Origin of the sequence: Anaerocolumna xylanovorans DSM 12503, from assembly GCF_900143645.1 — a bacterium.
GTDB lineage: Bacteria > Bacillota > Clostridia > Lachnospirales > Lachnospiraceae > Anaerocolumna > Anaerocolumna xylanovorans.
In genome coordinates, this window is sequence record NZ_FRFD01000003.1 from 1,014,511 (window position 1) to 1,031,876 (window position 17,366).

Genomic DNA, 17,366 nt, shown 5'->3' on the forward strand with positions numbered 1-17,366 from the left:
AACATGCTTATATTTTATTAAGAATTATAAAAGGAGGATAAGGATGATAAAGGAAGCTATCTACAAGCTAACGAATAAGGAAAATCTGTCTTATGAAATGGCAGAAAGTGTTATGGATGAAATTATGAGCGGTGAAGCCTCTGATATTCATATAGGTGCATATCTTACCGCATTGCGTATGAAGGGAGAAACTATTGAGGAGATTACCGCCAGTGCAGCAGGTATGAGAAAGCATTGTGTCAGGCTCCTTCACAACATGGATGTGCTGGAGATAGTAGGTACAGGAGGGGATGAAGCCTATACCTTCAATATATCAACTACTTCCGCCCTTGTAGTGTCCGCTGCCGGTATTCCCGTGGCAAAGCACGGTAACCGCAGTGTTTCCAGCAAATGCGGTGCAGCCGATGTGCTGGAAGCCCTGGGCGTAAATATTATGATAAGTCCTGCCAAGAGTGCAGAAATTCTTTCTGAAATAGGCATCTGCTTTATGTTTGCCCAGACCTACCATACGGCTATGAAATATGTCGCACCGGTTAGAAGAGAGCTTGGAATCCGTACTATCTTTAACATTCTTGGACCTCTTTCCAATCCAGCCGGTGCAAACATGCAGCTTTTAGGAGTATTTGATGAAAGCCTTGTAGAGCCTCTTGCACAGGTACTTAATAAGCTTGGCGTAAAGCGGGCAATGGTGGTACATGGAAGGGATGGAATCGATGAGATTTCTCTAAGTGCAGATACCTATTGCTGTGAGATAAGGGATGGAGAACTGAACACTTATGTAATTGAACCGGAGCAGTTCGGACTTATAAAATGTAAAAAAGAAGACCTGGTAGGCGGGGGCCCTGCTGAAAATGCTGAAATCACTAAGGCAATCCTAAGAGGAGACAAAGGACCCAAAAGGGATGCGGTTTTACTCAATGCTGCAGCCTGCATTTACCTCGTAAAGGATAATGTAACGTTTAAAGAAGCTGTTAAGATGGCAGAAGAGACCATCGACAGCGGGAAGGCCTTAAAACAGCTGGAAGCTTTCGTAAAGCTTTCCAATGAATAAAAGCAGAAAGGGAATAACCATGATTCTTGATCTCATAGTAGAAGCCACAAGAGAGCGGATTGAAAATAATAAACAGGATATCAGTGCACAACGCATGAAAGAAATAGCACTTCAGATGCCGGTAACAGAGAGCCTGTTCTTTGAAGAAGCATTAAGGAAAGAGGGAATCCATTTTATCTGTGAAGTTAAGAAGGCTTCCCCTTCTAAGGGAATTATTGCAGAGGATTTCCCTTATGTAGCTATTGCGAAGGAATACGAAGAAGCCGGAGCAAGCTGTATCTCAGTATTGACAGAGCCGGAATTCTTTTTAGGAAGGAATTCTTATCTGTCTGAAATCAAAAGGGAGGTTTCTATCCCTATTCTTCGTAAGGATTTTATCATAGAGCCCTATCAGATATATCAGGCCAGGATTTTAGGGGCAGATGCTATCCTGCTAATCTGTTCTATTCTGGAAGATAAGGAGCTGAAAGAATATCTTGAACTTAGCAGAGAACTGGGATTATCCGTTTTGGTGGAAGCTCATGATGAAATTGAGGTGGAACGGGCTGTAAAGGCAGGGGCAAGTATCATCGGAGTGAATAACCGGAATTTAAAAACTTTTGAAGTAGATATCAGAACAAGCGGACGTTTGAGAAAGCTGGTTCCGGAAAATATCCTTTTCGTTGCAGAAAGCGGCGTAAAAACAGCGGAGGATATCCGTATATTAAGAGATGATAAGGTAAACGGCGTGCTAATCGGTGAAACTTTAATGAAGAGCCCGGATAAGAAAAAAATGCTTGCAGAGTTAAGGGGTGATGGCATAGGTGACAAAGGTTAAAATCTGCGGTCTTAGAAGAGAAGAAGATATCTTAATGGTAAACCGTTACCATACGGATTATATCGGATTTGTATTTGCAAAAAGCAAAAGAAAGATAACAAAAGAAGAGGCTGGCAGGCTTAAAAAGATGCTGGACAAAAATATCAAAGTTGCCGGGGTATTTGTCAATGCATCGTCAGAGGATATTTTGGAATTATGCAGGGAAAATATTATCGACATAATACAGCTTCATGGTGAAGAGGATGAGGATTATATCAGGAAGTTAAAGAAAAGGCTTTCCAATCCAATTATAAAGGCTATCAGGCCAAGGACAGAGGAAGATATAAAAAAGGGGCTTGCCTTACCCTCTGATTACCTGCTTCTTGATACTTATTCCAGCGGACAATATGGAGGTACCGGAAAGCCTTTTGACTGGAGCATCGTACCGAAAGAGGCAGAAAGAATATTTCTGGCAGGAGGATTAAGTGCTGATAATGTAGGGAAAGCCATTCTAACCTGTCATCCCTTTTGTGTGGATGTAAGCAGCGGCGTTGAAACAGATGGTTTTAAGGACGAAGCCAAGGTGAAGGCATTTCTTGAAGCAGTAAAAGCAAAATATTAACTTCCCATACTTGCAATATGCATGGGAGCCGGTGTAAGGATTAAGTCTATATGAAATAAAAAGAAAGGATGCCTAATGGGCAGTACCGCAAAAGCTGCGGTACAAGATGGTTTTAATTATGAAAAAAGGCAGATTTTTAGATTATGGGGGCCAATATGTGCCGGAAACCCTGATGAATGCGGTAAATGAATTGGAAGAGGCTTATGACCACTATAAAAATAATCCTGAATTTGTAGCAGAGCTTGATGATTTGTATAAGAATTATGCGGGAAGACCTTCGCTTTTATATTATGCAGAGAAAATGACAAAGGATTTGGGCGGAGCCAAGATTTACTTAAAAAGAGAAGATCTAAACCATACCGGTTCCCATAAGATTAACAATGTTTTAGGCCAGGTGCTTTTAGCAAAGAAGATGGGAAAGAAAAGGGTAATTGCAGAAACCGGAGCCGGACAGCATGGAGTAGCTACTGCAACAGCAGCCGCACTTATGGGGCTGGAATGTGAAATCTTTATGGGAAAGGAAGATACCGACAGACAGGTATTAAATGTATACCGGATGGAACTCTTAGGGGCCAAGGTCCATCCGGTAACAAGCGGTACCCAGACCTTAAAGGATGCTGTAAATGAGACCATGAGAGAGTGGACGAAGAGAGTGGAGGATACCCACTATGTTCTTGGCTCCGTTATGGGACCCCATCCCTTTCCTACCATTGTAAGGGATTTTCAGAAGATTATCGGAAAAGAGATAAAAGACCAGTTAAATGAAAAGGAAGGAAGGCTTCCTGACGCAGTAATAGCCTGTGTAGGCGGCGGCAGCAATGCCATGGGAGCCTTTTATGAGTTTATAGAGGACCGGACGGTACAGCTTATCGGCTGTGAGGCAGCCGGGCTTGGAGTAGATAACCCGAAAAATGCAGCTACCATAGCAAATGGTACGGAAGGAATCTTTCACGGCATGAAGTCTTTGTTCTGCCAGGATGAATACGGTCAGATTGCACCGGTTTATTCCATATCCGCAGGACTTGATTATCCGGGAATCGGGCCTGAGCATGCTATGCTTTATAAGACAGGAAGAGCTTCCTATGTTCCGGTTACAGATGAAGAAGCTGTCAGGGCTTTTGAATACCTTTCCAGAACAGAGGGCATTATTCCTGCCATTGAAAGTGCCCATGCGGTAGCTTATGCAAGAAAGCTGGCTCCGGAAATGGATAGGGATAAGATTATCGTAATTAACGTATCCGGCCGTGGCGACAAAGATGTAGCTGCAATTGCAAGATATAGGGGGATTAAAATTTATGAGTAGAATAAAGAACGCATTTTTAAACGGGAAAGCTTTTATAAGCTTTGTAACCGGGGGGTATCCGGATTTGGAGACTACGAAGGAGCTTATTGTGGCAATGGAGGAAGCCGGGGCTGATTTGATTGAAATTGGCATCCCCTTTTCTGACCCGATTGCAGAAGGAGCCGTAATTCAGGAAGCAAATGAAAGGGCTTTATCTTCCGGCTGCACCACCGATAAATTATTTGATGCCATAAAAGAAGTGAGAGAAAAGGTAACCGTTCCTTTGGTATTTCTTACTTATATTAACCCAATCTATACGTACGGAAAAGAGAGGTTTTTTAAAAGATGTGTAGAATGCGGTATTGATGGCATTATTGTACCGGATCTGCCTTTTGAAGAGAGGGATGAACTGAAAGAAGAGTGTAAACAGTATCAGGTGGAGTCGATATCCTTAATAGCTCCGACCTCAAAAGAAAGAATACGTACGATTGCCAGCCAGGCAGAAGGGTTTATCTACTGCGTTTCTTCCCTCGGGGTAACAGGAGTACGGACAGAGATTAAGACAGACATTTCCTCTATGATATCCATGGTACGTGAAGTCACTGACACACCCTGCGCAGTAGGATTTGGTATCTCAACACCGGAACAGGCAAAGGATTTTGCCGCACTGGCTGACGGGGCAATTGTTGGCAGCGCTATTGTAAAGATAGTCACACAATATGGAAAAGAAAGCATTAAACCGGTGAAAGCATATGTAAAAGAAATGAAGACTGCCGTGGGAGAAGCATAACATAGGATAACGGAATAACAAGAATCTGACATATAAAATATATACTAACAGAGAACAAGCAGAAGAGGGCTTAATGCCCTCTGTGCTTGTTCTTTCTTTTTTGTTGATGCAACAGGAACTGACGGTTTTCTTCCTCTTCCTTTTGCATTTTGGAATGGCTTTTCCGTACAGTTTTGTTTTCTTCTTGCTGAAGTTTTAAAGCCTGCTTTGCTTTTGATGAAAATCCGCACTCGTTAAGCTGCTTGTTAATAATCCGCTTCAGGCGTTTGGGATTCACAGGTTTTGCTGCCGGCTTTTCTGCTTCCATGGAAGGGCTAAACCGAAACCCGCTGTGATTTTTAAGAAGAAAGGCATATACCTCGTAATCCTTTGGCTCCGCGCCAAAGATAATCCGGCTGACCTCATATTTACCGCAGGCTTCCCGCTCATAAATACCAAGCCAGAAAGGGTCCTCAAAAAGGACAGTGAGCTTTGATACGACCGTATCCATAATAAATTCCTCCTTTTGTCTGTCTCGCAAAGAACGGACAACCAAGGAGGCAGGTTACTGACAGCTTGCGCTGCGCCCGGACTACCGACCGGGACTGTGTTTTTATCTCTGCATAGAACATTATACTATAGGATGGCCGCAAAGACCATAGCTGGATACAGGTTGTTAATGTGGCAGGAGGCGTGTGTTCCTATGCAGGCACAAAGAGAAGATAAGTATGAAAGGGGCTTAAATCAGCCCCTTTCATGGTCAGGATCCAGATAAACCGGATTGTTTTTGTTAAAGGCAAGAAAATTTGCCGCAAGCATGCCGCTGTATAATGCTCCCTGCATCCATCCATGCTTTGGAGAAGTATGTTCACCTGCAAAAAATATATGGTCATTGTATTCCGGCAGAAGAATTTCATATCCGAAATTAAGAAGCTGCCCTGGGAGATCTGAGGTAAAAGCTCCTTTTGCATAGGGTTCTTCGTTCCAGTTTATCGTTTTATGTTCTGAAATTAATTTATTCAGGTATCCTTCGGGAAGTCCATGAACTTCTTCCACATTTCTTTTAATATACGCAAATCGCTGTTTATCATTAAATGCACCAACTCTTACTGCATCCAGACCAATATTGTAGGCAGCTGTAAGTACTCCCGGCTCATTCGGAGAACAGTCTATTTCATCTGTACAGTACAGATGGTCTGTCGGATAGAAAATAGAACGTATAGGCAGGTCAGTGGTTGAAAATCCCCCGTTAATCCTGCCATAATCGGCATTCTCCTCCCAAAATCTTTGCTTGCATAGGAATGCTGATTTTACGGCATTGTAGTAATTCAATTCTCTGATTGCCTGCATTTTCTGATTGCAAAAGAAAGGTCTGATATCTACAGTACGCAACATGGAAAAAGGAATGGAACATACAACATAATCGAATTCCTCCGTTTCCTCCTTTGATGCTTTAGTATCATAACGAAGTACAATGGAGTTACTGTCTTTTTGATAAATACCCGTTACATAATGCCCGAATTTTATCTTGCAGCTTCCAAGAGTATCAGGACTTTGGCTGTATTCTTTCGGAAGGGGATTTGTAAGAGAATCATAAAATGCATAGGGGAGGTATTCCATCCCTCCGGAAATCCGGTAGATATTCATGTAATCCAGGGAATATTCTTCATTCAAATTTTCAAAATAGTGGCTTGCCAGAGAGTCCCCTGTCAGGGAATCGACGCTGGCAAGGAGAGTAATAGCTGCCTGGCTTAGTCCAAGCCCCTCCAATATCTGACGTATACTGCGGTTAATATAGGGATGAAGCTGTGGCGAATAGTCCGGTAATATTTGAAGAAGCTCTCTTCGGACATCAGGCGAAAGTTCTTTTAATATATAGGAGAAGGCATAGTCATTCAGATCATTCCAGGGAGTGTTTCTTTCGGCCTCCGTCAGATTATACAGAGGATAAAGATATTCCTTTATATTTGCTCCGTCGGCATCTTTTCGTATTCTGGTGCTGTGGGAATAGATAAAATTATTGGGATTGCGCACAGAAGAAGGCATGGTTATCAAATGAAACAGATTGATATAGTGCCAGGTAGTTCCATGTGACACCGGTATTCTCATAGGACCAAATTCTCCATAATATTTTCTGGACTTGTCAAAATAATGAGTATAAACCCTTCCTCCGATGCGGTGCTCATTTGCCTCAAGGATTGTAATGTCAGCCCCTGTTTTACGCAGCTCAAAGGCCGCTGCCATACCGGCAAGACCGGCACCAATAATACCTATTTTTAAATCTTTAAAATCGCCGGGAGAAACATAGGAAGTTACATCCGGCGGCGGATTCAGCAATTCTATAATATTTTCAAGATCCTCTGACCTGCCTGCATTGCTTAAAGCAGTTGCTAACATCTGATATCTTTGGGTATCTGTCGGATTTATGACAGGACCTGTCTGCGTATTTGCCATAGAGTGAAACCCGTTTTTTTTCTTACTGTAATGTATTAAAAAATAATAGAAAATATTCTTAATATACTCTGCCTAATCCCTATTTCCTTTTGTTCATTAGGGTGTCTTATATTATTCATTGGTAAAATTTACATAAAATTTGCGAAAGTATCATGCTTAGTAAAACAACTAAGTATATATTGTTATTTTGATACGCAATGGATTTAATGCATTAGTTGAATAATCGCACAAAAATATTTATAAAAAGAAAAGAAATATAACAAAAGCGACAAATGTCCTTTTCGATGTATCGTAGATTTGTTACAATGAATCCATTATGTGGTAATTTTATTGTACATACTATACAAATATGATATTTTTCGAATTTATAGTGAGATGGGATAATAAAGGTGATAGATGAGAAATTCATTTACCAATATTTATTATATAATTTTTTTAAGGAGGATTTTATGCTAAAAAAGAAAGTGTCACTATTCACAGTATTTGTTCTTTTATTTGTCACGATTTTTACACCGCTTCAGCCGATGTATACAAAAGCAGAAGAACAAACAAGCATCCAGACACTGGCAGGAGTTCAGGACCCTATTCCGCCGGAAGCTATTACTGGCGGAGCCATATCAGTAGGAGATGCCTATACGGTTACGGGAAGCAGCATTACCGTAACAGGGCAAGTTACTGCCTGTTATGGCAATAAAGGCTCTGCACTGAATAATTTAATAATTCAGGATGTTATTAATGGGGAAATTGTAGGCCTTCAGGTATTTGATAAAAACAGTGCCATTTCCTATAACCCGGGAGATATTATTTCAGTAACAGGTACTTTGAAAGATTATTCCGGTGTTCGTCAATTACAGGATATAACTGCTTCTAACGTTCTTTCAACTAGCACACCTTTAGCGCCGCAGGAGCTTACAATAAGCCAGTTAAAAGCAGGCGGTGACAACTATCTGTCAGAATATGTACTGATTAAGAATGTAACACTCGGGGATGTAACAACCACTAGCGGAAATACTAATACTGCCATTTCAGATGCTACCGGGACCACCGTATTGTATAACGCTGCTCCCTACCCGGCTGGCATTCAGAAAGGAAGTACCGTTGACCTTTATGTTGTATGGTCAAAATTTAATACTACCTATCAATTACGCAATGCAACCTCTTCGGATTATGTTATAGCCTCCACTGATTCAGGAGTAGATACATCTGTTGTACTGCCCATGGCTTCGTGGTCCGGCAGTGGTCCGATAACAACAGCGACTGTCTATGCAGATAAAGCTGCTGCAAACGACCAGTTGAATACAAATGCAGTCTTAACTTATAAAGACGGTAAAATACCACAACTATCTGCTGCTAACACAAAGCTTGGTAAGACAGGCGCTGTGGCAGGAGACTATTATCAGATTCAATTAAGTTCTAAACTGTATGGTAATATTCAGTTTAACTGTAATTTAAGGAGTTCCGGCACCGGGCCAAAGAATTTTAAAGTATATTACAGTACGGACGGTTCTGCTTATAAGGAAGGCTCTTCTTCCTTATTTTCCATAACAAAAGATGGAACTGTACAAGGCTTTTCATTAACTCTTCCGGCAGATGCCAATAATGCAGATAATTTATACATAAGATTACAGGTGGCTGATACCACTTCTGCCAATGGCGGTACTATCGGAGGCAGCGGAACCAATTACTTAAGTGATATTAAAATTACCGGCAGTCCTGTGATTTCCAGTACCATTGCCGCTTGTCCTACAATTCTGCCGGCAGAAGAAAAGGGTTCCTTGGGACAGGAGATAACGATAACTTCAAAAACAGCAGGAGCACAGATTTATTATTCCTTTGATGACGGCAGCGTTAACCTTTATGACAGCAGCAACAAGCCTGTATTTACAAAGTTTCCGGTAAAGGTTACTGCTTATGCAGCAAAAGCCGGACTAACGGACAGTCTTGTTATCAGTAAGAATTACAGCCAGCTTCAGGTGGCTACTGTTACAGCAAGTCCCAATGGCGGTGCAAAGGCTATCGGGACAAAGGTAAGCTTAAAATGTGATACCGATGGTGCAAAAATTCTTTATTCCACCGACGGAACCAACTGGAAAGTCTATAATGATACAGACAATATTACTCTTACAAGTTTCCCGGTTAGCATTTACGCTAAAGCACAAAAGAATGGTTGTTTAGACAGTGAAACCAGTGAATTCAAATATACACAGAGGTTAAACGAAGAATATAATGTATATTTTGGACAGCTTCATTCCCATACCGATTACTCCGACGGAGCAGGCAGCTGTGACCAGGCTTTTGACTATGCTAAAAACACAGCCAAGCAGATTGACTTTTTAGCTGTTACCGACCACTCCAATTCCTTTGACAATGCTGATAAAGCAAGTATCGCGGACGGCAGCGTAAGCAGTGAATGGGTTGAAGGGCACACATTAGCCGACAAATATACTGACAGTACCTTTGTTGGTATCTATGGTTTTGAAATGACCTGGTCAAATGGCCTTGGACATATTAATACCTTTGATACGAATGGCTTCCAAAGCCGTACACAGACTGCTTACACCACCTATTCTACTGCTTTAAGCAATTACTATACAACCTTAAAGACACAACCGCAGTCCATCAGCCAGTTCAATCACCCTGGTACAACTTTTGGTGATTTCAGTGATTTTGACCACTATGACGTGGAGACAGATAATCTGATTAACATGGTTGAAGTTGGAAACGGAGAGGGCGCCATAGGAAGTGCCGGATATTTTCCATCCTATGAGTATTATACCAGAGCCCTGGATAAAGGCTGGCATGTTGCACCTACAAATAATCAGGATAACCATAAAGGCTACTGGGGAGATGCCAATACGGCGAGAACCTGTATATTAGCAGACAGCCTGACCAGAGATAACATCTATGATGCACTTAGAAATCTAAGAATTTACGCAACAGAGGACAATGATCTTTCGATTCAGTATACCTTAAATGACGAAGTCATGGGTACCATACTGGATGAAAAACCGAAAGAAGCAAACATCAGCGTTAAATTAAAGGATCCTACAGATGCTGCTATCGGAAAGGTAGAAGTTATTGTAAACGGCGGATTGAGTGTTGCACAGCAGAATGTAACTACTAATGAAGCAACCGTGAAATTCTCCTTGCCGGCAGATTATTCCTATTACTATATCCGTGTAACAGAACCGGATAAGAATATTGCTGTTACTGCACCGGTCTGGGTAGGAAAGGTAGAGGCAGCAGGTATTTCAAATATCTCTACTACAGCAACACTTCCTACCAAGGATGAAGCTCTGGATATTAGTACGGAACTTTATAATAATGAGAGTAAGGACTTAGAAATTGAGTCAATGGAGTACTCCATTGACAATAATGTAATCCATACCGTTGATTTAAAGACCGCGGGTATAAGTAAGGTAAGCCCTTATACCAAAGCCGCCTATCAGTTTAGTTACACGAATCCGACAGCAGGAACTGTTAACATTCGTGTCACAGTAAAAGCAAAACTAGACGGAGTAGAAAAAATTTACCAAAATGTACTTAGTCTTAAGTATGTGGATAAATCCATGATAACCAATGTTGTTATTGATGGTACCCATTCCAACGATTATGTTACAGGGTATTACGCTGACAATATGGGCAACTTTTCTAAAATAGCTGCAGATGATAATGTCAAGGTAACTGTGGTAAAAGACAAGATGACTGCTGAAATACTGGAGAATTGCAATTTGCTGATTATTTCAGCACCAGCCAAAAAGGCCGATAAAAATTATAAGGTATCACATTTTGAGGATGAGTTCATTAACCTGGTAAAGAGCTATACCCAACAAGGCAAACCACTTATCCTATGCGGTATAGCTGACTATCAGGATACAGCAGACGGACAAAGTTCAACAGAAATAAACAAGCTGCTGGCAGCAATCGGCGCAACAACCAAAATAAACAGTGATGAAGCTATGGATGACAATGATAATGGCGGACAAAATTACCGTTTATATCTAAGTGATTTTAACAGTAGCGCACCTGAAAATAATGGTATAGTAGAAGGGCAGAAATACAGTGCCTACAGCGGATGCACTGTACTTTTAAATGCGGATTCTGTTAAGGCAGGCAAGGCAGATTACCTGGTAAAGGGACATCCGACAACCTATTCTACTGATAGTAAAAAATTTGACAGTGAATATACGCCAATTGAAAAAGGAAATGCTATTATTTTGGCCAAAGAGACTCTTGACAGCGGAAGTAAGGTTTATGTATCAAGCACTGTCTTTATGTCTGATTTTGAAGTAAAAGCAGTTGTTGACAACAACTGGGATTTACCCTATGCCAACAAAAATATTATTACTAATATCATGGATTCTGTAAAGAAGCAGCTCCCGGTTTCTACTGTATCAGATATCAGAAAAGGGAAAATGGGAGATATCTATACAGCAGAGGGTATTGTAACTGCTGGTACGGTAACTGGAAACGCATTCTTTGATACTATTTACATTCAGGATGCTACCGGTGGTATTAACATCTTCCCTATTAATGAAGGATTAATCGAAGTAGGGCAGAAGGTTAAGGTAACCGGATATCTGGACCAGTACCTGGGCGATAAGGAATTAAGAGTTATTGCTGCAAGTGTTACAGACACTGCAAAGAAACCCTTAGAACCAACCGTTATGACAGCAAAAGACGCCATGGATTATGAAACAAACGGCGGAAAGCTTGTAAAAGTAACCGGAACGATAACGGATGTCACCTTAAAGAATGGTGTTGTTGAAACCATTAAGGTAAAGGATAGCAGCGAAAAAGAAGCCCGAATATTTGTGGACGGTTATATTACTTATTCCAACACCTCATCAGAATCTCTTGAAAAGCTTGCTGTTGTCGGTAATAAAATCAGTGCCGTCGGACTTGTTTCTTATGATACAGAGGGAGAGCGTTTAAGAGTAAGAGACCGCTCGGAAATCCAGTCTGTAAAAGATCAGACAACTGGAGGCACAAATACCGGCACCGGACAGAATTCTAACAACAATACAGAAATCGATAAAGATAAAAATGCCAAAGTTGTAACGAATGTTACTAAAACAACAGACAGCAACGGAAACACCGTAACAAGCACAGTAAAGACCAGCTACAGCCTGACCACCGGCGAAGTTATGGGTTCAGAAAAAGAAATCGTAACAGGTGACAGCGCTACAGGTAATAAAGTAACGGCTAAATTAACTTATGATAAGAACGGTAAGTTAAGCCAGGCAAATACAGTTGTAGAGATATCAAATTATAAGGTAAGCAATACTTCAGGTACAGCTACCGTTAAAGGCAGCATTTCCTGGGATGCTTTATCCGCAGTTGTTACAGAAGCTACTTCTGGCGGAAATAGTATGTTACTTACTGTTAATACATTTTCCGACACTATATTAAAGCAGGTAAATGATGCTTCCGTAAAAGAAGTTAAATTACAGCTTGATATTCCTGAAAATGTACTTACCGCACAGCCGGTTCAACTGGATAAGATAGGCGTATCTGCTGATATCTTTGAGGCAGCAAGAAAAGCAGGAAAATCGGTTTCCTTTGAAATCGGTTCAGGCAAGAACGGCTACAGCTGGGAATTTGCAGGAAGTGACCTTTCCTCCTCTAAGGAAAAATCAACCGATGTTAACTTAAGCCTACAGGTAAAGAAGATTAAAGAAGACAAAGAATTGATGACTAATCTTGCACCTTACGTAAATGGAAGTAACAATGAAGGTGCAGTCTTTGAATTCCATCATAGCGGAATTTTACCGAGTACAGCACAGGTAACAGCTTATGTAGGGGATGTGGAAGGCCTTAAACCTAACAAAACAGTTTATATTTATTACATGAAAGAAAACACCCAGGCAGGAAGCAAAATAAGCTTGGAATCTCTTGTTCAAACGAAAGTAGATGAAAATGGTTACCTCAAGATGCCTATTAGTCATTGCTCAAGTTATTTGGTATTAACACAAAAGCCGAATATGACCAATGCTGATGCCACAGGGCAGATTACCGTAGCAAAAACAAAAGTATTATACCTTGGCAATACTGCGTATATATCACCTAAAGTATCCACAGGTGCAAAGGCAGTATACAAATATACTTCTAAGAACAAAAACATCGCTACTGTTTCAGCAAAGGGCAAGCTGACCCCTAAAAAAGCCGGAACAGCTGTAATAACCACCTCTGTAACAATAGGCGGAAAGACAAAGACCTTTACAACAAAGGTAACAGTCAAAAAACCTTACATCCAGCTTACGGCTAAAAAGGATGAACTTCTTGTTGGTGAAAGCTTTACTTTTAAGGCAAAGACTTACGGAATAAAGGGAAAGATAACCTGGTCCAGCAATAAAAAGGATGTTGCAGAGATTACAAAAGATGGTATAATCAAAGCTAAGAAAGCGGGAACAGTTACCATAACCGCAAAAATCAAGGACATTACAAACAAGATTAAGGTAAAGATTGTGAAGTAATCCTGATATGCTATCATTGATGCACTAAATTTATACAGACCGGAAAGAAACATTTTTCTTGCTTCTTTCCGGTCTGTCAAATGTTTGCCTGCATAGGGAAAGGAACAATAATAATAACAGAATGGAAAAAGTAAAAAAAACAAACCAAGCAGATAAAACAAAAAGAGAGAATCACAATAATTTTATAAAGTTAAGCAGAGTTATTGCATTAGTGGTTGCAGCAGGCATTTTATTAGCAGCCTCTTTTCTGATACCCTCCAAAAAACTTCAAAACGGAGAGCAGAATATAAAATACTATCCTGCAAAAGTTGTAGAAGTATTACAGGATAATACACAAAAGGATACTACAACAGAAGGCGTTAGAAGGGGAAGCCAGGTTATAACAATTGAAATAACAAAAGGGCCTTACAAGGATCAGACCCAGACAATAGAAAATTATTTAAGTACACTTTTTAATGTTTATGTAAAAGAAGGCAGTAAAATCATTGTAAGGGCAACTGTGTATGAAGACGGAACTAATTTCTCGGTGTACAATTATGATAGAAGCTATTTCATTTACGGATTTGTAGGACTTTTTGCCCTGTCCCTGTGCCTGATAGGAGGAAGAAAGGGATTGATGTCTTTTATAAGCCTGGGGCTTACCCTGATTATGGTTATAAAGATACTCCTGCCATTGTTGCTGTTAGGATATCCGGCTGTGACAGTAACCATAGGACTGATTATATTTGCAACAATCATAGGCTTTATATTGCTGGACGGAGTTAATGTAAAAACAATATCGGCTACTATCGGGACAATTACGGGAGTCGGTCTTGCTGGCTTATTGACACTTTTTGCAGGGATAGTCGGTCATATAACCGGTTTTCAGATGGAAGAAGCAGAAAACCTGGTTCTGATTGCTTCCCAGGAGGGATTAAAGGTAAAAAACCTTTTAATCTGCGGCATATTAATCGCTTCACTTGGAGCAGTAATGGATATTGCCATGAGTATTGCTTCCTCTATTCATGAATTGAAGGAGGCCAATCCCAGGCAGTCTACCAAAGAATTATTCCGTTCCGGTATGAATATCGGAAAAGATGCCATGGGAACCATGACCAATACGCTGATCCTTGCTTTTACCGGTTCTTCCCTCAATCTGCTATTGATGATGTATTCCTATGGGATTCCCTATTCGCAGCTTATCAATACAGATATTATTGCAATAGAAATTATAAGAGGAATAGCCGGCAGCATCGGAATCATTCTTACGGTACCCATTGTGGCCTGGTTAAGCTCAGTATTGGAAAATAAAAAGGCATTTTAAATTTTTGAAAAGGAATTGTAATCACAAACTTTCTATTGTATAATCAATGTAAACGTTTCGAAATAATTATACATAAAGAAAGGCTGCAATAAGATGAAACTGCTACAGGACAGAATTAGAAGAGACGGTGTTATAAAAAGTGGGAATGTGCTAAAAGTGGATAGCTTTCTAAACCACCAGATGGATATAGAACTGTTAAACGAAGTCGGAAAAGAATTCAAAAGGATTTTTGAAGGATATCCCATCAATAAAATACTTACCATTGAGGCTTCCGGTATCGGTATTGCCTGTATTACAGCTCAATATTTCAAAGTTCCTGTTGTATTCGCAAAAAAGGCGCAGAGTATCAATATCGACGGCGCCGTATATTCTGCTAAAATCGAATCCTTTACCCATAAAAAAACTTATGATGTCATTGTTTCCAAAAAATTTATAAGCCCTGAAGACAGAATCCTTATAATTGATGATTTTCTAGCAAATGGCTGTGCCCTGGCCGGATTAATCGATATCGTGCGCAGTGCCGGTGCAGCTGTTGAAGGCATCGGCATTGTAATTGAAAAAGGATTCCAAAGCGGTGGAGAATTAATTCGCAATATGGGAGTCAGGCTTGAATCCCTGGCTATTGTCGAAAGCATGAACGCTGAAAACGGTACCATTGAATTTCGTGAATAGAGTTGTTAGGAGACAAGAAAATCCGCTTCGATAAAAAGAGCGGATTTTTTATGCTTGCTTTTTTGCTGCTGTAAAACAAACCGTAGATTGAATCAATGTGGGTGTCTCAAAAGTCTTCCAATCTCATGACTGGCTAAGCTGACTTTTAAGACACCCTGGGAAAAGAGGGCACTATGAAACATATATTTACCTACATAAAACCATATGGACTTCGTATGCTGTTGGGCTTTTTGATAAAAGTTATGGGAACTTTTATGGACTTGGGGCTTCCATGGGTACTGGCATATATTATCGATGAGGTAATACCCTTAAAGGAAATCAAATACATTCTTTTATGGGGAGTATTAATGCTTTTCCTGTCGATAGGAGCCAGAGAATTTAATATTACTGCCAACCGGATGGCTTCCAGAGTAGCAGGAGATACCGTAAAAAGGCTCCGCCATGACTTGTTTCAGAAGATAGAGCAGCTTTCAGGCGCACAGGTAGATTACTTCTCCATCCCTTCTTTAATTTCCCGAATGACTTCCGATACCTACAATATCCATCAAATGGTCAGTATGATGCAGAGACTTGGCGTGAGGGCACCGATAATCCTGGTTGGCGGTACAATACTAACCTTTACCTTAGAGCCAGTGCTTACTCTGGTATTGGTAGGGATTCTTCCTCTGCTTGGTATAACTGTGTACATAGTTTCCAAAAAAGGTATTCCTTTGTATTCCAAGAGTCAGGCATCTGCTGATAAAATGATTCGTATTGTAAGGGAAAATGTAAATGGCATACGGGTTATCAAAGCATTATCCAAATCAGAGCATGAAAAGCAGCGTTTTAAAAGTTCAAATGAAGAAGTGGCAGGCAATGAATTAAAAGCCGGGGCAACCATGGCTGCAATCAATCCGGTTATGAATCTCTTGCTTAATGGAGGACTTACGCTGGTAGTTATAATAGGTGCATACCGTGTTAACAGCGGTGCTTCCGAAGTCGGTAAAATTGTTGCGTTTCTTTCCTACTTTACAATGATTCTGAATGCGATGCTTATGATAACCAGAATCTTTGTGTCCATATCAAAAGCAAATGCTTCTGCAAACCGAATATTTGCTGTCTTGAATATGGAAGAGGATTTAAAGGTGTGTGAAGAGCTGGAAGAAGAAAAGGAATCGGATTCCCATATCTCTTTTCATGATGTTACCTTTTCCTATCCGCAGGAGCAGGAAGAAAAGGACGAAAAAGATGAGTCTACAAATGTAGAAAGTATAAGTTTTCAGATAAAAAAAGGAGAATCTTTAGGTATTATAGGAGCCACGGGTTCCGGGAAGACCACTTTATTAAACCTTCTTTTGCGGTTTTATGACATAGAGAAGGGTGCCATCTATATAAACGGAAAAAATGTTAAGAGCTTTTCCCTTAAGAACTTAAGGAAAAAGTTCGGTATAGTGTTCCAGAATGATGTGATATTTGCCGATACCATAGCCGGTAATATTGATTTTAACCGTAATATTACAAGGGATAGAATAGTAGAAGCGGCCAAAGATGCGCAAGCGGCAGACTTCATTGATCAACTGAAAACAAAAGAAAAAGACGGTTATGAATATGCTGTTGCCATTAAGGGAGCTAATTTAAGCGGCGGGCAAAAGCAACGGCTGTTAATTGCCAGAGCCCTGGCTGCAAAACCTGAAATACTGGTACTGGATGACTCCTCCAGTGCCTTAGATTATAAGACGGATGCTAACTTACGTATAGCACTGCGAAAACATTATCAGAATACGACTACCATTATGATAGCACAAAGGATAAGTTCAATAATGAGTATGGATCATATTCTGGTTATGGAAGACGGAAAAATGATTGGGTATGGAAAGCATGAAGAATTATTAAACGGCTGTCCTGTTTACAGTGAGATATACCAGTCACAAATGGGAGAATAGCCCAATAAAAGGATAGAAG

Annotated in this window: 11 protein-coding genes; 9 read left to right on the forward strand and 2 right to left on the reverse strand. The window is 40.5% G+C overall.

What is annotated here, in order from left to right; genetic code table 11:
- The first annotated feature begins 43 nt into the window (after positions 1-43).
- The 5 genes from trpD to trpA all read left to right on the forward strand — a co-directional run bounded on the left by trpD (position 44) and on the right by trpA (position 4,541).
- Positions 44-1,051 carry an anthranilate phosphoribosyltransferase gene (gene trpD, locus BUF11_RS04260; RefSeq protein WP_073587513.1) on the forward strand — a complete coding sequence of 336 codons (1,008 nt, stop codon included), beginning with the start codon at positions 44-46 and terminating at the stop codon, positions 1,049-1,051.
- Complete coding sequence (gene trpC / locus BUF11_RS04265) at positions 1,044-1,868, forward strand: indole-3-glycerol phosphate synthase TrpC (RefSeq protein WP_330393847.1); 825 nt, start codon at positions 1,044-1,046, stop codon at positions 1,866-1,868. The genes trpD and trpC overlap by 8 nt, the downstream gene beginning before the upstream one ends.
- A gap of 34 nt (positions 1,869-1,902) precedes the next feature.
- Complete coding sequence (locus BUF11_RS04270) at positions 1,903-2,469, forward strand: phosphoribosylanthranilate isomerase (protein WP_242952331.1); 567 nt, start codon at positions 1,903-1,905, stop codon at positions 2,467-2,469.
- Between the two features lie 118 nt (positions 2,470-2,587).
- Positions 2,588-3,772, forward strand: a complete 1,185-nt coding sequence (gene trpB / locus BUF11_RS04275; RefSeq protein WP_073587515.1) for a tryptophan synthase subunit beta — start codon at positions 2,588-2,590, stop codon at positions 3,770-3,772.
- The gene (gene trpA / locus BUF11_RS04280) at positions 3,765-4,541 is read left to right on the forward strand and encodes a tryptophan synthase subunit alpha (RefSeq protein ID WP_073587516.1); all 777 of its coding nucleotides are present in this window, start codon (positions 3,765-3,767) and stop codon (positions 4,539-4,541) included. Before trpB ends, trpA begins: the two co-directional genes overlap by 8 nt.
- 70 nt (positions 4,542-4,611) lie before the next feature.
- Here trpA and BUF11_RS04285 read toward each other — a convergent pair whose 3' ends face one another.
- Complete coding sequence (locus tag BUF11_RS04285; protein ID WP_073587517.1) at positions 4,612-5,031, reverse strand: YjdF family protein; 420 nt, start codon at positions 5,029-5,031, stop codon at positions 4,612-4,614.
- Positions 5,032-5,264: 233 nt separating this feature from the next.
- Positions 5,265-6,974 (reverse strand): flavin monoamine oxidase family protein, encoded by a 1,710-nt coding sequence (locus BUF11_RS04290; RefSeq protein ID WP_073587518.1) that lies wholly within the window; start codon positions 6,972-6,974, stop codon positions 5,265-5,267.
- A 449-nt stretch (positions 6,975-7,423) separates the two neighbouring features.
- Between BUF11_RS04290 and BUF11_RS04295 the strand changes: the two genes are divergently transcribed.
- The 4 genes from BUF11_RS04295 to BUF11_RS04310 all read left to right on the forward strand — a co-directional run bounded on the left by BUF11_RS04295 (position 7,424) and on the right by BUF11_RS04310 (position 17,347).
- The gene (locus BUF11_RS04295) at positions 7,424-13,450 is read left to right on the forward strand and encodes a CehA/McbA family metallohydrolase (protein ID WP_073587519.1); all 6,027 of its coding nucleotides are present in this window, start codon (positions 7,424-7,426) and stop codon (positions 13,448-13,450) included.
- A 121-nt stretch (positions 13,451-13,571) separates the two neighbouring features.
- Positions 13,572-14,753, forward strand: a complete 1,182-nt coding sequence (locus BUF11_RS04300; protein ID WP_073587928.1) for a YibE/F family protein — start codon at positions 13,572-13,574, stop codon at positions 14,751-14,753.
- Positions 14,754-14,846: 93 nt separating this feature from the next.
- A complete protein-coding gene (locus BUF11_RS04305) occupies positions 14,847-15,425 on the forward strand; it encodes a xanthine phosphoribosyltransferase (RefSeq protein ID WP_073587520.1) in 579 nt (192 codons plus the stop codon).
- A 173-nt stretch (positions 15,426-15,598) separates the two neighbouring features.
- Entirely contained in the window at positions 15,599-17,347 is a 1,749-nt protein-coding gene (locus BUF11_RS04310) for an ABC transporter ATP-binding protein (protein WP_073587521.1), read from the forward strand.
- The last annotated feature ends 19 nt before the right edge of the window (positions 17,348-17,366 follow it).